Below are 19,417 nucleotides of genomic sequence, written 5' to 3'. Positions count from 1 at the left end.
TCTCAAAATTTATTATCGTGAAAAACCCAAGTCAGGAAACACAGAAAGAATGGCGTACCAATAAGAAATATTGGAAATGGGGCCTATTTTACTACAACAAAGAAGATGACCGCTTACTGGTAGATAAACCTAATCCAAACTATGGCGCTACCATAAACTTTGCGCACAAAAAATCGTATCTTTTTTTTGTTGGAATGTTACTCTTTTTCGGATTAGTAATCTTATCTATTTTACTAAGTCAATAAAAAGGCTTCCTATTTGGAAGCTTTTTTATTCGTTATATTATTGAAAACTGAGAGTAAAACATATACCAGTATAATCAAAGGTACAGCCAATATCTTCAAAAAAACCAACATCAAAACCGATAACAACAAAAAGAAAAGTTGCAGTTTGTACTTGGCAACACTGAAATTCTTAATCTTCAAAGAAAAAAGCGGAATCTCGGCATTCATCACATAAGCGCTTACTAAGGTGATAATCAATAACACCCATATGTTCATTAAATCACCTAAAACTATCCCTTGAAAATGAAAATCCACAATTAAAGGCAGACTGGTGATAAACAAAGCATTAGCAGGTGTAGGTAACCCGATAAAAGAATCTGATTGACGGCTATCTATATTGAAATTAGCCAAACGATAACAAGCACCCAAAGTAATGATGAAACCAACAAAAGGAAGGTAAAAAGTGATATTTGTATCAAAGGCATTGCTGTTCATGATGTATTCGGTAAACTTTATATCATACAACATCTTGTACATCACAAAACCGGGAACTACACCACTTGTTACCATATCGGCTAAAGAATCTAACTGAACGCCTAAAGGTCCGGCCACATTAAACTTTCGAGCAAAAAATCCGTCGAAAAAGTCAAAGAAAATCCCCAAACAAACAAAGCCGAAAGCCCATAAAAACTGGAAATTAGAAACCCATACTAAGGCCACGCAACCACAAAATAAATTCAGCATCGTAAAGAAGTTGGGAATCTGGGCTTTGAGGTTCATGTATCGCGTTTGTTTATTTTTTAGAAATGCAAATTTAATACAATAAGTTACAGACTTCTGCGTTTTATATTCAAGATTTTTATGTGATATTTGTAAAAAGAAAAATTGCCTTGAAAAAAACAATTGCTATTCTGTTGCTTTTTATTAGCCTGATGTCTCATGGTCAAGCCGTTAGAAAATACTCCAACGAGTTCATGAACATCGGAGTAGATGCAGCAGCTTTGGGCATGTCGAATGCCGTAACGGGTTATACAGGTGATGTCAATTCCGGTTACTGGAATCCGGCCGGATTATTAAAAATTGAAGACAGTGAAGCTGCTTTAATGCACGCCAGTTATTTTGCCAATATTGCCCAATACGATTATGCCGCTTACGCTAAAAAAATAGACGACAGAAGTGCTTGGGGTGTTTCCCTGATTCGCTTTGGAGTCGATGATATCCTGAATACCACGCAATTAATCGATAGCGAAGGTAACATTGATTACAACCGTATCAGTCTTTTCTCAACGGCCGATTACGGTTTAACTTTTTCCTATGCCCGCCAAATGAAACTCGAAGGTTTTCAATACGGTGTGAATGCGAAAGTGATTCGACGAGTGATTGGCGATTTTGCGAATTCTTGGGGATTTGGTTTTGATGTTGGCTTGCAATTCGACAGAAACGATTGGCATTTCGGATTGATGTTGCGCGACATTACAACTACCTACAACGTTTGGGCTATAGACGAAGACAAATACCAAGATATCCAAGATGCTGTGGCGGGACAAAATCAGGAATTGCCTGAAAGTACCGAAATTACTATGCCAAAAGCACAATTGGGCATCGCCAAAAAATTTGAATTTCATTACGATTATACGCTATTGGCAGCCGTCAATTTAAACATGCAATTCGCCCGAACCAATGATGTGATTGCCTCAGATGCCGTGAGCATTGACCCTGCAGTTGGTTTTGAATTTGGCTATACTGATTTGGTTTTTCTGCGTGCCGGTGTGGGAAATTTTCAAAACGTGCAACAATTGGACGGTTCAACTAAAGTAAACTTTCAGCCCAATATTGGTTTAGGCTTTAAATACAAAGGCATCCAAATAGATTATGCTTTGACCGACTTGGGCGACCAAAGCGCTGCATTGTACTCCAATATTTTTTCGGTTAAAGTCGATTTGAGTATTTTTAGATAAAAATTTATGTTGCAAAAAATAGGGCTCTTACTCCTACTCGCCTTCAGTGTTAGTGCTTTTTCTCAAAGTCCGAAACTCTCCGAAAAAGCGGAAGTCAGTATTTTTACCTGTGGTCGCGGGGAACAATTGTACTCCACTTTCGGGCACACAGCACTGCGCATTAAAGATGAAGCAAACCAACTCGATGTGGTTTTTAACTACGGCACTTTCGATTTCAGAACAGAAAACTTCTACTTGAAGTTTGTTAAAGGCGATTTGCAGTATTTTATGAGTGTGACTTCGGTGGAAGAATTCATATACGAATACCAAACCGATGGCAGAGAAGTGATAGAACAAACGCTGGATTTACCTTTAAGCAGCAAGCAAAAACTACTGAACGAATTAAGTGCCGCGCTTTACAGCTCAGAACGTTATTACACCTATAAATTCATCGATCGCAATTGTACCACTATGGTGAATGAAAAAGTTGGTGGTCTTTTAAGCGGTAAAACGTTAGAGAAAGTAGATAACAAAACCATCAGTTACCGCGAATTGCTTTATCCCTATTTTGAAAATTACTTTTGGTACAAACTGGGCATAAATATCATCTTCGGAGCAAAAACCGATGCCAAAGCGGAACAATTGTTTCTCCCAATCGAATTAATGCACAGCTTAGACCAAGCTAAAATAGGCGGAAAATCGTTGGTAACAAACAAAAACACTTTGGTTGAAGGAACTCCGGAAACTCAAGCCCCATTTTCTTTTTTCAATAGCATTTACTGCATTATCGCTTTTTTGGGGCTGCTATTGTTGTTCAACAAACGTTGGTTGTTTTTGAGCTATTTGTTTGTTTGCGGTCTTTTAGGCTTGTCCCTTTGTTTGGTCGGATTGTACTCAGAACATCAGGAGGTGTTGTGGAATTACAATGCGTTGTTATTTAGCCCGCTTTTTTTACTGTTGCCTTTCCTTAAAAAAGAAGGGTTGCGAAAAGTGAGTCTATTCAGCGTTGCTTTGTTGTTTGTTTACGCCGTTATAATGGTTAACAAGCCACATTTGCCTATCATGTTACCATTTATGATGTCGACTTTGTATATGTTGTTGAAAATAATCGGAGCGAATCCTTTGAGATTATTGTCCCCTGTAAAATAAAACCGTACTGAAGGTTTTAAACAAGATATTGAAGTCGAGAAATAAGCTGCGGTGTTTGATGTAATACAAGTCGTATTGCAATTTTATCAAGCTGTCGTCGATGGTTTCTCCGTAAGAATAATTGACTTGTGCCCAACCGGTTAATCCGGGTTTTATGACATGACGGGTTTCATAAAACGGCATTACTTCGGCAATTTCATTCACAAATACAGGACGTTCCGGTCTTGGACCAATTACCGCCATGTCGCCTTTTAAAATATTATAAAACTGAGGAAACTCATCTATTCTGGATTTTCTCATGATTTTCCCGAACGGTGTTACCCGCGAATCATTGGAAGTAGCAAAAACAGCTCCCGCTTTTTCGGCATTTTTTATCATCGTTCTGAATTTCACTATGCTGAATACTTTACCGTTTTTCCCAACTCGTTCTTGGGTGTAGAATAATTTCCCCTTGTTACCCAAAAGATTTCCAATCAACACTAAAGGCAGAATGACAAGACCAACAGCCAATCCGATCAACGAGATAACAATTTCTAAAAAACGAACAACCGTAAGATACAAATGGTTTTGATTGCTTCGGCTAAAAGGGAAATACCTGTAAAAATCGCGGGAAACATATTGCACCGGAATGCGTTGCGTAATGGTTTCGTATACCTGAGTGTACTCTCGGATAATGAAACCGTTCTCCAACAAATGAATCAATTGGTTGTAAAGACTAACCGTAATTCCATCTGTTTTTTGAGAAGCAATAACTACCTCTGAAACGGAATTTTGCTTGACAAAAACCTCCAAATCATTGATGTCTATACTTTTGATGTTGTGCAAATTAACCTCTGACAGATTGGTACTGTCCGAATTGACAAAACCCAAAACACGGTAGTGTGGATCGGCGCTCTCCAAACCGTCAACCAATTCTTTAACTTGTTCTTTATCACAAACTAAAATCACTTTCTTCACAAATCGATTGGAGGCAAAAAAACGTACATATAACATCCTCCAAACAAATAATGCCCCGAAAATAGCAAAGAAGAATATGAGAATTTGCAAACGATTGGAAGGTAAAACCGGGGTATATAAAGGCGTTAACAAATACGACAATACAGTAATCGAAGTAGTAAGTATGATACTTTTAATAACTTGGTACTGATTACTAGCCACCTGTAAATTGTACATTTCGAAAACGGAACCGAAAAACAACAAATACAAGCCTAAAACTATAGTCCAGTAATAATTGGTAGCCGAAATATTGAAATAATCAAACTGAAAAATAATCCCCACAAAATACAATGAAAAGAGCACCGAAAGAAAGTCGAATAGTCTCAACAATACCTTTCTCTCTGATACCTCAAAGTGTATGTCTTTGCGTTTTTTCATTTAAATAAATTCAAATTTCGAAGCGCAAGTTAATAAATATTAACGAACTATCGGAGTAAATCAGTCCACTGTTTTCTGATGATATTCCAATCAAAACCTTGTACCATTTTGTAGGCATTGGCCACTAAAAAATCTGAAAGCTTGGGCTCAGAAAAAAGTCTTTCAATCTGAAAAACCATAGCCTCGAGATCGTTATCATCTACCAAAAGTGCATTTTCTTGATGTTGCAACAAAAAAGGAATTCCGCCAACGTTGGTAGACACTACCGGCAAACCTAAAGCCATAGCCTCAATAACGCTAACCGGTGTATTGTCAAAATGGGTAGTATTCAGAAACAAATTGTAGTCTTTAGACAAGTTTGTCCATTCGGCTTTGGTCAATTTTCCGGTAAAACAAACTTCTACCGCATTTTCTTTAGCATAAGCCACAGTAGCATCGTAACTCTCATCTTTTTTAGGACCAACCATGCAAAGTTGTGCCGCCGGAAACTTTTTCTTCAATTCCAACAAAACTTTAACGGCTAAAATAGGGTTGTAAATTTGGGAGAAGGAACGAACCCAGAGGATTTTGGGGACATCAAAGTTTCGAGCTTGAAAATCGTATTTCTCTAATTCAATGGTGTTGGGAATATGTATTAAATTTCGGTATCCTTTGTGCTTAAATGCTTCATAAAGATAAGGAGACGGCGCAATATTTTGATAGGCATTTTTAAAAATCAAATCACACCAATAAGGGCTTTTTTGGAGTCGGTTCGGCAAGTCACCTCCGTGTAATTTCGGAATATACTTTACATTCAACAACCTGCAAAGTTGAGAGATAATGAAAGCATACCAGAAGTTTTTTGTGCTGTAAGTATCTATCAAAACATAATCCACTTTCTTGGCATATCTTAAGGTAGCAAAGACCATTTCGAGCATCCTCAGAAAGATATTTTTTTGGGAAGAAGCATAATATACCGTAAACCCTTCAGCCTCTAAAAACGAACCTAAAGTTTCTATAGAAGTTGAAGTGTAACCGTGATCGGATAATTTATTTCCTATGTACAGCAGGTTGCTCATCCAAATAAACTTTTAGCAATGATAAAGAATAAACAAAAGCCGCTGCTGATAGCCTCATAGCAGCATGGTTAATGGTTAATAACCAAAAGAGAATAAAACACCATAAAAAAATGTGCTTTTTATTATCGAGATAAAGTGCTATTGGAGTCAATAGCAAAATCAACAAATCAATGACCCCGAAAATTCCGTGCTCGGCCATCATACGTGAAATTTCGTTATGTGATAAGGTAATATCTCCTCCGGAAATATCAGATCTGATTTCTACCCCTTTGGCCACACCAACGCCAAAAATAGGATTGTCGATAAACGAGTTGATTTCATTGGTGAAAATCTCTTCTCTTCCGGTTAACTGACTTTCTTTTACCTTACCACTCGCATCTTGATTGGCATATCGCTTTTCAATCAAACCGTCTGTTTGATTGGAAGTATAATTCCAGGTTACTATAAACATAACAACCATAAAACCAAAGATGTAATTCAACTTCATTTTACCTCTGCTCTTGGTAGAAGAATACAAATAAAAGAGCAGTATAAGAATCATCACAAAACCGGTAATCATTCCCCCACGAGAAAAAGTAATCAAACCGCGATAAGTAACAAAAAATGTAATGGTGAGATTGAGTGCAAATAACAATCGGGTTTCCGATTCCAACAACAAACGGGAAAAGAAAATAAACATACTTAATCCAAACATAGTAGCTACTTGATTAGGACCAAACCCACCGGAAGTGGTATAATTTGAACCGGTACCTATTGACAAAGCTTCTTTTAAGTCGGGAGTATAAAGGATTAAGTAAACAGTTATCGATATAATGGGCAGTCCGATACACAGTAGTATTTGGTTGATTTTTGCCAATGTAACCCTTTTGTTATAAGCATAAATAGACGAAATACCCAAGCAAACAGGCCCCGAAATATTAAATGAAATGGTCTTTCTTAAATCGGTAGTCAAGTTGAGTGTTTCTGTCGCTACCAGTAATCCGGGAATCAATAAAACCAAGAAAACCCAATACGGAATAGCATATTTGGAAAAACCGTTGTAATACATTCCCATTAACATATAAATAATGATACTGTATTTGGCAAATTCATAAATAATAATTCCACCGGTCATCCTGAAGAGAATTTCACTTCCTACGATATAACCCGAAGCCAAAAGTACTTCCTGATTTTTATTCTGATTTTTTACTATAAGGAACAAACCCACCAAAAAAACCAATGCAGCCAATGGTTTGGAAAGCGGCGGAATAAAAAACACAACCAAACCTATCACAATATGCAATAAGATTAAGAGGATATAATTTTTTTCTTTTCTGTTCACTTTTATAAGGTTTTTAACCAATTCAAATACTGTCTGATTACAGCTTCATCCGAATTTTGTTCTTTAATAGTTTGGTGTAATGCCTCTCCTAATTGCTTTCTCAAAACCGGCTCTTGAATCAATTGAGACAGCCTTTCGCAAAAAACATCAACCTCTTTCACACCGGTTATGAAACCGTTTTCTCCATTTTTAACAATGAGCGGAATTTCTCCTACATTGGTAGTTACCACCGGCTTTTTATGCAAACCGTATTCAATTAAGGCTACCGGTAATCCCTCCGATTTTGAAGTCAAAATGGCAATATCACATTGGTCAATTATAGCAAACACATCATTTCTTGAACCATAAATAAAGACCGTATTTTGAAGTTTTTTTTCGGAAATTAATGCCAACAATTGCCGGGAATAACCATCTTTAAAATCTTTACCTACCAAATGAAATGTCCATTCCGGTTCAGTAGCTTTTAACTTCTCGGCAACATCCAACAAGAAAAAATGGTTTTTCTGATCTCTTAAATTCGCCAAACACAAAATGCGTTTCCCGGTAATACCGTGCAAAACAGTGGTTGGCTCAGCCGAAGAAAAATCATTGGTAAAGTTAGGCAAATAAACTACTTTGGAACAATACAGTTCTTTTTCAGCCCAATTTTTGAGTTTAAAGTTGACAACAATAATTCCTTTGAAAAAAAGCGAAGCCAATTTGAGTACTACTGATTTTTGGGCACTGATAAACTCGCTCAATCCATTATGATCGTGCCAAATAATAGCTATTTTGGGATATATCAGTTTAACCAAAACTGCCATAAAATAAGAACTGCTATGTGGCTGCAAGTGAGTTACCTGATGTGCCTTACAGTATTTTTTCAATCGAAAAGCCGCAGCAAAATCAAGGGTTTTTGTTTTCTTTAAAAAAAGATAGGAAACCGAACCGTTGAGCTGACTTTTCAAATTACCTTCTGCTCTGGTAGCTACCAAACCGGAAAAATCAAGCTTTTCGGAAAGCGCATTGGCATAATTGACCGCCATTTTTTCGGCACCGCCAATTTCTAAAGAATCTATAATTTGTACTATCCTCATGACCGCATCAGTTTTTTGATTTCTGATTCAAAGACATCCAACGTAAACTGTCTGGACCATTCTATGGCGTGTAAGGCTTTTTCTTTATAATCATCCGGATTGTTCAAAATCGATTCAATCATGACTACATCTTGCTTTAATTCGAGTGTCAAAAGCAACCCTCTGTTACCGTTATCCAACATATTAGGCAAACACGAGACTTTAGAAGCCAAGGGCAAACAACCCCAAAACATCCCTTCTGCTATTACTTTGGGCCAACCTTCACTCAAAGAAGGCAGAACAACAAAATGAGATTCACCAAAAGCCTTCTTAATGGTTTCCTGGTCTTGATTGCCTTTTAAAAAAATCACCGATTCGAGTTGGTTCTCATTGATATAGTTTTCTATTTTTTGTCTTTCAGATCCTTGACCGTACACCGACAATTGAACATCAAATCCTTTTTTAAAAAGCACTTCTACCAATTGAACGGCATACATAGGTTGTTTCCCAATTGCTAAAGTACCGACAAAGGTAAAAGTGATTTTCCCTTTCAAATCTCTGGGCAGTGTGACTGTTTTGTCTTTTTCAAAATAACTGGCCGTGAAAAACGGTTTGATATTTTTGGTACTGTTTTCCCATTCGCCATACACTAAGACCTGCATATTTTTAGTTAGAAAGGTGTTTCTCAAAATCCATTTTTGTACACGATAACTGAGTGGTTGTTTGGCCTTTAAATCCCAATTACCGGCGTATTTGGCCGTTTTGGTTTTGTGCGGAAAAAAGATTTGTAATATACATCCCATCAAACCAATATTCCCGGGACAACGCAAATGAATATGATCGGCCCAAAGCATTGACTTAAAAATCAAATAGCAATTAAAAAAAGAATACAGTAATGCCAGGAGCGTATTTTTTAATGTTTTAACATTGAAACCTTTAACCTCATATATTTTGGCTAAAGGGAAAGAAATCTCAGAAATCAACAACCCGTTGTCTTGTTTCCAAATCGGACAAGTGAAAGCGATTTCATCAGCATATTTTGCCCAAATGGCTAATTCTTTGGCATACGGACTGTAAGCAAAATAATCATTTCCTTTTTTAATGAATGGCGAGGATGAAATGACTAACAGCTTCATTAAATATATCCTTTTGAACTTTTATGAGACACTACCACAGCCGGTACACCAACCACAACTCCATTTTCCGGAACGTCACTGCTGACTAAAGAACAGGCACCAATGAGCGAATTATCACTTACACTGATTTTCCCGGCGATTACCGCATTGGCGCCAATGTAAACGTTATTGCCAATGATTGGCACACCTCTTTTGTCATCCAAACCGGAAACGCCAATAGTTACCCCTTGTGAAATATTACAATTATGACCTATTATGGTGTTAGAATTTAAAATGATACCGCCAAAGTGAGCAATGTAAAACGAATGACCAATTTGCGCAGAAGCCGGAATGGATATGCCGGTCATAACTTCAATGCCTTTTTGCCAAACATACATCGGTAGCATGACCAACATTCTGAAAGGTTGTATCCTGACTTTTTGATGAAAAAAATGCGCTATTCTGTATTGAAATTGCGCCCAAAAGCCCTGAGTAAGAAATACAATAACAAAGCCATTCGCTCCGTACTTTCTGTACTTGCGGTAATCGGAACGAATTAGGCTGAATAGCGTCATATTATTGTAATTTCGGTTTATTCAAAAACAGACTGAACCAACCGATAATTCGGCCTAACGATTCGGTCAAAGCTTCTTGTTTTTTGCCGGTGGTAAATATATTGCTAAATCTGATGAATGTCAACAATAACACTATCGCATTCCATTTTAATCGTGCTGTGAACGAAGGATTTGGATATTTTACCCGCCAGACATACCAACCGTTTCTCACTACCATTTTACCATATTGGTATTGATTAGGTCTGCCGGAATGGTCGTGAAAATGACCCAATTGAGCATTCGTATTGACATACAATTTACCTGTTTTGGATAATCTCAAAGTGAAGTCGGCATCTTCATACAAACCGTAACCTTCAAAGTAGGTAGAAAACTGAAAATCTTTGAAAATCGATTTTTTAAACGAGGAAACGCCACCCATCAATTGTTCAACTTCGTAAATCTTTCCGGAAGGCGGCAAAAAGCCTATACTCCTGCCGTTTGAAAATTCGGGTAAAAATCCAGGTGGCCTATCGGCATCTAACCCTAACTTTTTTCGCAATACAAAACGACTGCCGTCTTTGCGTTTCCAACCGTCATAATAAAATTCGGTTGCGTCAGGGTGGTAATTATGGTTTACCTCAGTCCATTTCACTTCATTGTTGATGTAACCGCCAACACCTAATGCATCCGGATACAAACCATAGGTTTTGATAATCTCTGCGAAGTAATTTGCCTCAAGCACAGTATCATCGTCTAAAAAACAAACTACCTCATTGTCTTCCGAAACCCGTTGAATACCGAAATTGCGTTGTCTGGTGAGACCTCTGTCTTTATTTTCTACTAAAAAATACTGCAAGTTGGGAAATACATTTTCCGCCAACATGTCTTTGGTTTTCTCATCCTTTGAACCGTCTATAATCAAAATAGCATCGGGATACAGCGTTTGACGGCTAACCGATTGCAGCAATTGCAGCAAGGGTTGCGGACGCATATAAGTACAAATGATGAGCGTAAATTTCATACTACTATTGGGTACGTTTTCCTAAAGCCATCAATTTTTTGGCATAAAAAACCGATTTGTTAAACTGTAATTGGCGGTAGGGTAAGTTCAGTAATTTAAACGGGAAACGCCATTTTGGCCCTTTGAACAAATATAAAAAGAAGTACTTATGACGGTATTCGTTTACCAAAGATTCACCGAAATGCTTGTGAAAATAATACATCATAGTCGGACTGGGTACCGGTCGAATTCGTTTGACCGGTGTATCCAATTCCCACGGTTGGGTTTTTCGTTTTTTGCCTAAAATTTTGGCCTGACTGCCCCAAAAACGATAACCGCCTTGGGGTGGTTTTAAATGCAAATTGGTTGAAAAAGGATTTTGTAAAACCACCACACCTATTTTGGTCAGCGAAAATCCAAAATCGTTGTCTTCGCCGTAACCGCCGTCAAAGTTAACATCGTTCCCCACAATTTGGTTAACATATTGGCGTTTGACACAGTTGTTGGCGTTGTTCATGTGAGGCGCAGCACCACAGCGGTATCGGTCATAACCGTATTTTTCAAGCTTGTGATATAAATCCTCTAAAGTTTGCTTTTGATGATCGGCTCTGATATCTAAACCATTACAAGCATCAGCACCGTAGGTTTGTAAGAAACGTAAATGGTTTGCTATATAATCCGGTGGGATGCGAATGTCATCATCTCCAAAAACAATATATTCTCCTGTACAACAATCAATCGCTTCGTTTCGAGCGCGGCAACTTCCTTTGCTAGTTTGCCATTTCACTACCAATTCGAAATCGTATTGCGCAGGGTTGTATAAACTCTCATCACGACTATTCTCAGGTGTCGCATCTACTACTACAACTTGGGTTGGCCTGTAAGTTTGATTTTGCAAATCTGACAACAATTGCAAGGTAAAATCTTGTCGCATCATCGTCGGGATGATGTAACTCACTGTTGGTGAGCCTTCCAATTCTTTTAATGATCTGGCGGGAACAAGTGCTTTTTGATTTTTCTTTTTAATATTCTTTTTGGCATACCATAAAGCACTCCACTCTTTTAAATTCCAAAGTCCTTTACGATACACCATAAAAAGTGCGTGTTCAATTTTGAAATTTCTGATAAAGAAAGCGTATCTGTCTTTGACAGAAATCTTAATATGCTGAGTTGTTTTAGCTTCAAAAAGACCTTTCACATATAAAACTACACCGCCATTGCTTCTTACCGTATTAAAGCCGAAATCCAAAGCTTGCATCACCGGATTTTGATACACTTCATCAAAACCGCCCAACGTGTCCCAGACCGATTTACGGACGGCAAATGCTTCCGGATTAATCCTCCAATTGATGCATAAATCCAAATTTTCCAAATCACGCACATACCAAAAAAAAGTAGCGGTTTGGTAAACTATTTCCGGAAAGATATTCTTGAACCCTTGATCGGAAGCGCTGTGCCAAACATCGCCAAAACCACTCGCCAATTCCTCTAAACGAGAAAAATCGGGACTGCCGTTATAGAGAATGACTTCTCCTGATTTTGTGATATACTCGGTTAATTTTATTCCCATCAGGTTTTTGAATTAAATGTAGCAAAAATAGTGATTTCGATTGGCGAATTCACCCATTATCGCTAAAATATAGCTCAGAGAAGATTAGGGTTTTAAAAGTTTTTGATAATAAGCAACACTTTGTTTCGCTACTACTTCTATACTGAACTTTTGGGATACTTTTTGTCGGGCTTTCAGACCAAATTCAGTACGAAGGCTTGCGTCATTTAACAAAGTAACTATTTTGTCAGCGTAAAGTTGGTGCGACTGTGGATGGACCAAAAAACCATTTGCTGTATCGTCTATCACTTCCGGTGCCCAACCAATAGAAGAAGCCACTATGGCTTTTTGCATGGCCATAGCCTCTATCCAAGAAACAGGCAATGCTTCGGCAAAAGTGGGAAAGACACACACCGTGGCCGCATTGATATGTTGCGTCATCTCGGCATATGGCACACTACCCAAATAGGTTACATTTTTTCCGGCTTCTTTCGAAAATAATGGCTTCATCAAATGCCAAGTGGAAGCATTCCCGCTGATTACATCGGAAGCATCTCTGCCAATTAAAATCAGCTTGGCTTCAGGATTTTGCTTTACCACTTCGTTGAAAATCAGTGGCAATTCGAGCAAACCTTTTTTGCGAATTAAGGTTCCGAAATACAATATGGTGTTTGGCTGCTCAGCAATTTTTTCATCTTTTTGAAATTTACCTAAATCAATGCTGTTCGGGATAATCTCAAATTGTCTTTTTATCCCAAACAGTTGTTGGGTAACCTCAGCCGTGTATCGACTTACCGACAACAATCCATCGGCATTACGCAAGGCCAATTGCTCCTGAATCCGATTTAAAAACTTTACCGGTCGTTGGTCTAAATGACAGAAATAAGTATCAGAACCGTTTAATCGAATCACCACCGGACAATTGGGTTTTACAGCAGCTGTAATTCCGGTCCAATCGGGTGCTTCAACCAGGTCTAATTGATTTTCTTTGACTAAAGTATTGAGTAATTTTTGGAGCTTCTTTTGGGTTAAGAATCGGGAAAAACCCTTTAGTTTTCGATTCTTGACTTTGTAAAAAGTAAGCTTGTCCTTTACCACAACCTCATCTGTTTTCTGACCGTAAATGATGACCGAAACCTCATGCCCGAGCTCGGTTAATCCTTTGGCCAAATTGTAAATACTGGTACCAATGCCACCTGAAGCACCCATTTCGGGATAAGGAAACTCGGGCGTTAAAAAACCTATCTTCATGGTGTTGGCTTAATTAGGTTGGCTATGCTTTCCCAGATTCGCTCGGAAGCTTTTTGCGGCGGATGTTGATTGATTTTTTCAAACCAATGACCGGCATTGGTAATCAAGCTATCGTTGTTTTGAGTCAGTAACGACAATATCACGGTTTCCATTTCCAGAGGACTGTTAATCCAAGCCACACATTCGCGCGATGTCATAGACCTAAAATGGATCAGATTGTATGTATCTTTTACCAATCGACAAGGAATTCCATCTTTCACATCGTAATTGATAAAAGCACAAGGTTTCTTAAAAATAACATAATCAAAAACCATGGATGAGCCAAGGTTGATGACAAAATCGGTGTTGTTGATGGTATTGACTTGAAGCGCTAAATCGGCTTTAGTGGGCAAAATGGTGTTCCAACTTTCGGCCTTTTTAATCCATTTTGGTGCGATAGCCGTAATACAATCGGCATACTCAGTTAGAACAGCATCATATCGATTTGAAAAATCAACCGGACACCTCCTGAAAACAATCCCCAATTGGTGACCTTTTTGATTTAAACTTCTAACAGCCTTTGCGGCATCTTCCAAATATTTCGGATCATTAGGAGAAGTGGTTACGTCATCGCCGGAAAAACAAAAATAGCGTTTGGTTTCATCCAAATTATGGCTTCGGAAAAAATCGGTTTTAGATTGAAGCTTAGCGGTATCAAAATGAGCTTCAAACTGAGGCGTACCGGTAACTATAATTTGATGCTCCTTGATGTGCGGATAGTAATACATTAACTCAGCTTTCATATGCTGACTCCAAACAAAATAGAAATCGGTTTCGATGATTTTGGTGCCTTTGGGCAAATTGTCCCAAGAGAAAATAAAACAAGCTGTCGGGATTCCCAAATCTTGGGCCGCTAATAAAGGCGCAACGCCCAGCATAACACGTTGGTTGGTACAAAAAACAAAAGCCGGCTTTTCCGCTTTTAAAGTAGCAAGACTGTCATGGTACAACTTGGTTTTGCGTTCCAATTGTCCAATTTTGGTTCGAATGCGTTGCGCACCTCGATTGGAGGTATGCCAAAAAGCGATACTTTGGGTGTACGCATTCTTTAAAAACGACTTAACGCTGTTTATTTTAGGTGGAAAATAATATGATTCGTAAATATTGTCTTTAGCCTTTTTGATACTCAGTCGAAGTTCGACTATTTTCAGCGCATTTTTATACAAATCAGTTAACGGATGCGTCTTGGCCTTTTCGATTTTGATGTCGGTAAAGCCTAAATCCGATAAATCAAAAGGCGTATTGTTCCAAAAAACAATCTCATATCCTGAAGCTGTTCCGGTTTTGTAAAAATCGGTAAAAGCAAAATTGCGCAGACCTATACCGTCCGGAAGCAGAATAAAGATTTTCTTGTTTTGCATTCTTACCTTTTTAGAGTCCAAATATCTTTATTTTCAAAGGAAAATAAAAGTAAAAAGACAAAATGCGTTACAATAAATTTTGATTGATACCAATGGTCAACTCTCCCGATTCGATATAGTCGAAATTATAGTGGTCGAGTATGGCGTAAATGGCTTCTCTGCAATGGAATTCATCGTGTATTTCAATGGCGATACACTTGGTCTTAGCCAAATAGGAAACATCGGCATTGGCTCCGGTAAAGACTTCTTTTTCCGAACCTTCAATATCAATCTTCAAAATATCAATGGTATTCCATTGGGCAACAGCCAAAAGATAATTGATTGAAAAAGCCGGTAACTCGGTAGCGTCTTTCGTTTCTTCTACCCTGATCGACCAATGGTTCTTATCGCGAAAATCGCTGATGATTTTTAAATGGGTATTCCGACTCCAAACACCGCCTTTTATTTTCTCTACTTGGAGAATTTCATTTAACTTAAAATTAGACGACATTATTTCAAAGTTATTGCTATCGGGTTCAACAGCGATAAACCGTGCTTCCGGGAAGTGTTTTGATAAGAAAACCGTGGTTAACCCAATGTTGCTTCCGGCATCAATAATGTTCAATTCCTTACCCTCGGGAAAGTGCTTTCGGAATACTTCAACTAAAGGTTTGTATTCCTCATAGGTGTAAATCTGACCAAAAACGTCCAAATCACTCGAAGGTCTTTTTCTGGTTTTTAAGGTTACGCCAAGCTTTGGATAAAACGCAACAAAAAAAGCGACTGTTTCTTCTTTTAAAAATCCTTGATAACGAATTAAGTGTGCATAGTATTCATTGGCGATTCGTTCTTCCAAAGTAGTTTTAGAACGCAATACTCGTTTGAGTAAATATTGCAGCACTCGTTTTCTGTTGCCCGCATCCAATCGGTATAAATGGAATAATTTCTGCATGGTTTAGCTGTTAAAATGAGTAACCAATCGCTCAGCTTTTTCCCAATCCTTCATGGTATCGATATTGACATAGCAATCGGCGTTGCTTTCAATATAAGCTATAGATTTACCATAAAAACTTCCTGCTTTGGCTATCTCAGTTTTGGTTAGATAGATTGAACCGTCGCGATGGAAAGCCTTTGGTAACTCTTGTCGTCTGGGAATAATTTGACTTTCGCCTGTAGCTATTTGAAGGAAACCGCTTTGCCCTTCTTCGAACGCCCAATGCGGATTGTATTCATGTGGTATAGGCAAAACACTTACCAAACTATCGGCGCCGGAAACTCTAAACTTTTGAATGGCTTCATCGATAAAACCTTTAGCTCTGAAAGGCGTTGTAGGTTGCAACAAACAAACTGCATCAAAAAAAACATTTTGGTTTTCGTAAAAAGCAATGGCATGTTGCACCACACTAATCGATGAGGCATCATCCTCAGACAATTCGGCCGGTCGAACAAAAGGCGGTTTACAACCACAAACCTCGGCAGCTATGGCAATCTCGGCATCTTCTGTAGAAACTATAATTTCTGTCAGCTCTGTTGATGCTTTAGCCGCATTGATGGTATATTCTATCAAAGGCATTTTACCTAATAACTTAATATTCTTTCTGGGCACGCCTTTAGAACCGCCTCTGGCCGGAATGATGGCTAAGATTTTCATATTACTTGCTGGCTTTTCTTTTTTTTCTCTTTTGATAAGTTGCCCATTTTTCTTTCCAATAATACAATCGCATTCCGAAGTTAGGATATGGAAATATTAACTGCCCGCCGCCACACCAAAACTGGCTGGAAAATGGTCCGCAAGCAGGGTTTTTATAGTCGCTTAACATTTCGGCGTGCAATACCTTTGGAAATATTTTTTTCAACGAAGCGACTTGCAAAGCCCTTCCGCCTTCGATAAAAATAACTGTTTCAGGAGTACACATTCTTTGTACTTGAGCCAATGAATCATCTGAACCGTCAATAATGATAAAATCAAAAAAGGTATTTTCCGGGATTTGATTCAGGTTGTTGTACAACTTTACTCTTTCTATTTGCCCTACGTTATTTTTGATAGCATTTAAGCAAAATGCATTGGCTTCAGTAGCCGTATATTGCAGGTTAGGAGAAGATTCCAAAATGGTATCAGCGATACAACCAATGCCAATGCCTACTTCCAATATATTTTTTAATTGAAAATCTTGTATCAATCGCAAGGCACATTTTAAAGCATACTCACTGGCAATGTGCTGGTTACCTTCTATTTTCGAAAACTTCAAATAGGTTTTCTCGGCTAAATGTAGCTCACTCATTTTTAGTACATTATGGTTTTGTGGAATTGCAATGGCAACTCTTTTAATAATTGGGCTATTTTTTCTCCGGCATTGCCGCCACCGTATACTTCAGAGGTATTTCGATTTGGATGTTGCAATATCGTAGCTACGGCTGCTATGATTTCTTGTTCGTCATAGGCTACATCAATCACATTATTTCCTCTGTCCCGACGATTTTGTCGCGAACCGATATTCACGGCCGGAACACCCAAATAAGCACATTCTCTGATGCCTACGCTGGAGTTGCCGATTAATCCTTTAGAATGATGCAATAAGTTTAAAAAATCGTCGCCTTCCATATTTTTGAAGAAGTGAACATTTTCCATTTTGTATTTTTCACGATACGAACGAATGCCGGTTGAAGTACCATCGGCTCCGGCATCTACATTGGGCCAAAACCACAAAGTAGGTTGGTTGATTTGCATGACAGCTCTCAGCGTAGCTTCAATATGTCGGCGGGAATCCCGGTATTCATTGGTTACAGGATGTTGCATCACCACGAGATAACCGTTGGACAAATCCGGTTGCGAACCCACGCCGCCGTATTTTTGATATGGATCAAAATCGAGGGCTTTTTTTTGAGCTACCGTTTGGGCAATGTCTATCGACGGACAACCGGTATTGAATACCATTTCAGGGTTTTCACCCAATTGGATTACGCGTTGCTTGGCGCTTTCGGAAGCTACAAAATGATAATCGGCTAACTTGGTGATGGCGTGTCTGACTTTCTCGTCGATGTTGCCTGTAACTTCTCCGCCTTGAATATGAGCCAATGGAATATTCATGTACGAGGCAGAAATTGCAGTCGCCATAGTTTCAAATCGGTCGGCCACAGTCACTACTATATCCGGGCGAAGATTATCGAATACCGTAGACAGCTCCAAGATTCCGATACCGGTAGTTTTGGCCGATGCAGTTAAGTTTTCGCCTTCTAACACATTGAAGACTTTGGCCGCAATTTCGAAACCGTCTTTTTCTATATAATTGACCGCACTACCGTAACGATCGAGCAAAGCGGAAGCAGCCACAATCAATTGCAATTCCAATTCCGGATGCTTTTTTATGGCCGTCAATACGGTTTTCACTCGACTGTAGGAAGGTCGGGCTGTAATCACTACAGCTATCTTTCTTTTTATACTCATGCTAAATCTTCTTCATTTAAAAAGTCCCATTGTGTTTTATCGACTTTGAGTTTTCTCCCGATAACTTGTTGAAAATCGGTTGCCGATATTCCTAATCCTTTGGGCTTTTTACTTTCTAAATCGGCAAACGTCAGTACATGACCGGCCGGTAAATTTTTATTGATGGCCAACGACTTTTCAAAGATAGTCTTTAATGCTTTGAAAGCCTCGTTGTTGTTTTTGTTGAGGGAACTATTTTGCGCTAAATAAATATCGTTCACGGCAACTGCCAATTGTTTGGTTTCCTCTACAGTTAATGAAGCAATGGCATCAGGACCAAACATTTCTCGATGAAAAACCACGTGAAACTCTAATATTTCGGCCCCTAAAGCTACAGCGGCTATACCGGTACTCACTTTAGCGGAATGGTCTGAAAAACCTACTGTGACTTGGTAACGCTCTTTGAGTTCTTGCATCACACCAAAACCATATTGTTCCGGTTTTGTAGGATAGGCAGTGGTACACTGTAAAATAGAAAAATCGACATTCTTGCTTTTAAGAAAAGTAACCGTTTGGTCGAGTTCCTCAAAATTACTCATGCCGGAAGAAATGATAATCGGCTTCCCGGTTAGTGCAATTTTTTCGAGTAATAAAAAATTATTGACTTCCCCTGAACCCACTTTGTAGGTTTTAACGCCGATAGTTTCTAACCAATCGACCGCCATATTACTAAAAGGAGAACAAATAAAATCCAGGCCTACAGCATCACAATGCGCTTTGATTTCTTGCCATTGTGCTAAGGTAAACTCCATGCGTTTCCAATAATCGAAACGCGTGGCATCTTCTTTGGAAAATTGGACTCTGAAAGGTTCATGAATGCTGCTTTCAGCCTCAGCTATGTGCATTTGAAACTTAATGGCTTGCACTCCGGTTTGCGCCACTGCATCAATATAAGAATGCAAAATCCCCAAACTTCCATCGTGGGCTTGCGCAATCTCGGCAATTAAATAGGGTTTGTTTTTCATCA

The 19,417-nt window shown here is 38.6% G+C and carries 19 protein-coding genes; 3 read left to right on the top strand and 16 right to left on the bottom strand.

Features of this window, described 5'->3' with window-relative positions:
* The first annotated feature begins 17 nt into the window (after positions 1 to 17).
* Entirely contained in the window at positions 18 to 245 is a 228-nt protein-coding gene (locus ACJG85_RS06190; protein WP_290876650.1) for a DUF5808 domain-containing protein, read from the top strand.
* A 9-nt stretch (positions 246 to 254) separates the two neighbouring features.
* Here ACJG85_RS06190 and ACJG85_RS06185 read toward each other — a convergent pair whose 3' ends face one another.
* Positions 255 to 1,004: a CDP-alcohol phosphatidyltransferase family protein gene (locus tag ACJG85_RS06185; protein ID WP_412465158.1), complete on the bottom strand. Its 750-nt coding sequence runs from the start codon at positions 1,002 to 1,004 to the stop codon at positions 255 to 257.
* A gap of 194 nt (positions 1,005 to 1,198) precedes the next feature.
* On the opposite strand from ACJG85_RS06185, the gene ACJG85_RS06180 reads away from it, so the two are divergent.
* Both ACJG85_RS06180 and ACJG85_RS06175 read left to right on the top strand, forming a co-directional pair.
* A complete protein-coding gene (locus tag ACJG85_RS06180; RefSeq protein WP_409677300.1) occupies positions 1,199 to 2,182 on the top strand; it encodes a PorV/PorQ family protein in 984 nt (327 codons plus the stop codon).
* 6 nt (positions 2,183 to 2,188) lie between these two features.
* Entirely contained in the window at positions 2,189 to 3,310 is a 1,122-nt protein-coding gene (locus ACJG85_RS06175) for a DUF4105 domain-containing protein (protein WP_412477163.1), read from the top strand.
* Here ACJG85_RS06175 and ACJG85_RS06170 read toward each other — a convergent pair.
* The 15 genes from ACJG85_RS06170 to ACJG85_RS06100 all read right to left on the bottom strand — a co-directional run bounded on the left by ACJG85_RS06170 (position 3,290) and on the right by ACJG85_RS06100 (position 19,415).
* Positions 3,290 to 4,684, bottom strand: coding sequence for a sugar transferase (locus ACJG85_RS06170; RefSeq protein ID WP_409677115.1), 1,395 nt, complete (start codon positions 4,682 to 4,684; stop codon positions 3,290 to 3,292). The genes ACJG85_RS06175 and ACJG85_RS06170 overlap by 21 nt on opposite strands.
* A gap of 47 nt (positions 4,685 to 4,731) precedes the next feature.
* Positions 4,732 to 5,742, bottom strand: coding sequence for a glycosyltransferase family 4 protein (locus ACJG85_RS06165; protein ID WP_409677113.1), 1,011 nt, complete (start codon positions 5,740 to 5,742; stop codon positions 4,732 to 4,734).
* Complete coding sequence (locus ACJG85_RS06160; protein WP_409677111.1) at positions 5,714 to 7,063, bottom strand: O-antigen ligase family protein; 1,350 nt, start codon at positions 7,061 to 7,063, stop codon at positions 5,714 to 5,716. The genes ACJG85_RS06165 and ACJG85_RS06160 overlap by 29 nt, the downstream gene beginning before the upstream one ends.
* A gap of 2 nt (positions 7,064 to 7,065) precedes the next feature.
* Positions 7,066 to 8,139: a glycosyltransferase gene (locus tag ACJG85_RS06155; RefSeq protein WP_412477162.1), complete on the bottom strand. Its 1,074-nt coding sequence runs from the start codon at positions 8,137 to 8,139 to the stop codon at positions 7,066 to 7,068.
* Positions 8,136 to 9,254: a glycosyltransferase gene (locus ACJG85_RS06150; protein ID WP_412465155.1), complete on the bottom strand. Its 1,119-nt coding sequence runs from the start codon at positions 9,252 to 9,254 to the stop codon at positions 8,136 to 8,138. The genes ACJG85_RS06155 and ACJG85_RS06150 overlap by 4 nt, the downstream gene beginning before the upstream one ends.
* Positions 9,254 to 9,808, bottom strand: a complete 555-nt coding sequence (locus tag ACJG85_RS06145; protein ID WP_409677105.1) for a serine O-acetyltransferase — start codon at positions 9,806 to 9,808, stop codon at positions 9,254 to 9,256. Before ACJG85_RS06145 ends, ACJG85_RS06150 begins: the two co-directional genes overlap by 1 nt.
* A gap of 1 nt (position 9,809) precedes the next feature.
* On the bottom strand, positions 9,810 to 10,808 hold the full coding sequence (locus tag ACJG85_RS06140; RefSeq protein ID WP_409677103.1) for a glycosyltransferase family 2 protein: 999 nt from the start codon (positions 10,806 to 10,808) through the stop codon (positions 9,810 to 9,812).
* 4 nt (positions 10,809 to 10,812) lie between these two features.
* Positions 10,813 to 12,357, bottom strand: coding sequence for a glycosyltransferase family 2 protein (locus tag ACJG85_RS06135; RefSeq protein WP_412465154.1), 1,545 nt, complete (start codon positions 12,355 to 12,357; stop codon positions 10,813 to 10,815).
* Positions 12,358 to 12,441: 84 nt separating this feature from the next.
* On the bottom strand, positions 12,442 to 13,587 hold the full coding sequence (locus ACJG85_RS06130) for a glycosyltransferase family 4 protein (RefSeq protein ID WP_412477161.1): 1,146 nt from the start codon (positions 13,585 to 13,587) through the stop codon (positions 12,442 to 12,444).
* A complete protein-coding gene (locus ACJG85_RS06125; protein ID WP_412477160.1) occupies positions 13,584 to 14,987 on the bottom strand; it encodes a UDP-glycosyltransferase in 1,404 nt (467 codons plus the stop codon). The genes ACJG85_RS06130 and ACJG85_RS06125 overlap by 4 nt, the downstream gene beginning before the upstream one ends.
* Before the next feature lie 67 nt (positions 14,988 to 15,054).
* Complete coding sequence (locus tag ACJG85_RS06120; protein ID WP_409677095.1) at positions 15,055 to 15,918, bottom strand: FkbM family methyltransferase; 864 nt, start codon at positions 15,916 to 15,918, stop codon at positions 15,055 to 15,057.
* Positions 15,919 to 15,921: 3 nt separating this feature from the next.
* The gene (locus tag ACJG85_RS06115; RefSeq protein WP_409677093.1) at positions 15,922 to 16,617 is read right to left on the bottom strand and encodes a cytidylyltransferase domain-containing protein; all 696 of its coding nucleotides are present in this window, start codon (positions 16,615 to 16,617) and stop codon (positions 15,922 to 15,924) included.
* A 1-nt stretch (position 16,618) separates the two neighbouring features.
* Positions 16,619 to 17,248: a methyltransferase gene (locus ACJG85_RS06110; RefSeq protein ID WP_409677091.1), complete on the bottom strand. Its 630-nt coding sequence runs from the start codon at positions 17,246 to 17,248 to the stop codon at positions 16,619 to 16,621.
* A 2-nt stretch (positions 17,249 to 17,250) separates the two neighbouring features.
* Positions 17,251 to 18,411 carry a UDP-N-acetylglucosamine 2-epimerase gene (neuC, locus tag ACJG85_RS06105; RefSeq protein WP_412477159.1) on the bottom strand — a complete coding sequence of 387 codons (1,161 nt, stop codon included), beginning with the start codon at positions 18,409 to 18,411 and terminating at the stop codon, positions 17,251 to 17,253.
* Positions 18,408 to 19,415 carry an N-acetylneuraminate synthase family protein gene (locus ACJG85_RS06100; RefSeq protein WP_412477158.1) on the bottom strand — a complete coding sequence of 336 codons (1,008 nt, stop codon included), beginning with the start codon at positions 19,413 to 19,415 and terminating at the stop codon, positions 18,408 to 18,410. Before ACJG85_RS06100 ends, neuC begins: the two co-directional genes overlap by 4 nt.
* Positions 19,416 to 19,417 lie beyond the last annotated feature (2 nt).

Source organism: Flavobacterium mekongense (genome assembly GCF_047038255.1).
GTDB lineage: Bacteria > Bacteroidota > Bacteroidia > Flavobacteriales > Flavobacteriaceae > Flavobacterium > Flavobacterium mekongense.
The sequence above is the reverse complement of the archived record's forward strand: the minus strand, read 5'-3'. Positions and strand labels throughout refer to the sequence as shown.

Bases quoted from the DNA above. Each gene is read 5' to 3' on its own strand.
- ACJG85_RS06125 (WP_412477160.1), bottom strand. From the start codon at position 14,987: ATGCAAAACAAGAAAATCTTTATTCTGCTTCCGGACGGTATAGGTCTG.
- ACJG85_RS06165 (WP_409677113.1), bottom strand. From the start codon at position 5,742: ATGAGCAACCTGCTGTACATAGGAAATAAATTATCCGATCACGGTTAC.
- ACJG85_RS06100 (WP_412477158.1), bottom strand. From the start codon at position 19,415: ATGAAAAACAAACCCTATTTAATTGCCGAGATTGCGCAAGCCCACGAT.
- ACJG85_RS06155 (WP_412477162.1), bottom strand. From the start codon at position 8,139: ATGAGGATAGTACAAATTATAGATTCTTTAGAAATTGGCGGTGCCGAA.
- ACJG85_RS06120 (WP_409677095.1), bottom strand. From the start codon at position 15,918: ATGCAGAAATTATTCCATTTATACCGATTGGATGCGGGCAACAGAAAA.
- ACJG85_RS06145 (WP_409677105.1), bottom strand. From the start codon at position 9,808: ATGACGCTATTCAGCCTAATTCGTTCCGATTACCGCAAGTACAGAAAG.
- ACJG85_RS06135 (WP_412465154.1), bottom strand. From the start codon at position 12,357: ATGGGAATAAAATTAACCGAGTATATCACAAAATCAGGAGAAGTCATT.
- ACJG85_RS06185 (WP_412465158.1), bottom strand. From the start codon at position 1,004: ATGAACCTCAAAGCCCAGATTCCCAACTTCTTTACGATGCTGAATTTA.
- ACJG85_RS06140 (WP_409677103.1), bottom strand. From the start codon at position 10,808: ATGAAATTTACGCTCATCATTTGTACTTATATGCGTCCGCAACCCTTG.
- ACJG85_RS06175 (WP_412477163.1), top strand. From the start codon at position 2,189: ATGTTGCAAAAAATAGGGCTCTTACTCCTACTCGCCTTCAGTGTTAGT.
- ACJG85_RS06150 (WP_412465155.1), bottom strand. From the start codon at position 9,254: ATGAAGCTGTTAGTCATTTCATCCTCGCCATTCATTAAAAAAGGAAAT.
- ACJG85_RS06180 (WP_409677300.1), top strand. From the start codon at position 1,199: ATGAACATCGGAGTAGATGCAGCAGCTTTGGGCATGTCGAATGCCGTA.
- neuC (WP_412477159.1), bottom strand. From the start codon at position 18,411: ATGAGTATAAAAAGAAAGATAGCTGTAGTGATTACAGCCCGACCTTCC.
- ACJG85_RS06115 (WP_409677093.1), bottom strand. From the start codon at position 16,617: ATGAAAATCTTAGCCATCATTCCGGCCAGAGGCGGTTCTAAAGGCGTG.
- ACJG85_RS06130 (WP_412477161.1), bottom strand. From the start codon at position 13,587: ATGAAGATAGGTTTTTTAACGCCCGAGTTTCCTTATCCCGAAATGGGT.
- ACJG85_RS06170 (WP_409677115.1), bottom strand. From the start codon at position 4,684: ATGAAAAAACGCAAAGACATACACTTTGAGGTATCAGAGAGAAAGGTA.
- ACJG85_RS06110 (WP_409677091.1), bottom strand. From the start codon at position 17,248: ATGAGTGAGCTACATTTAGCCGAGAAAACCTATTTGAAGTTTTCGAAA.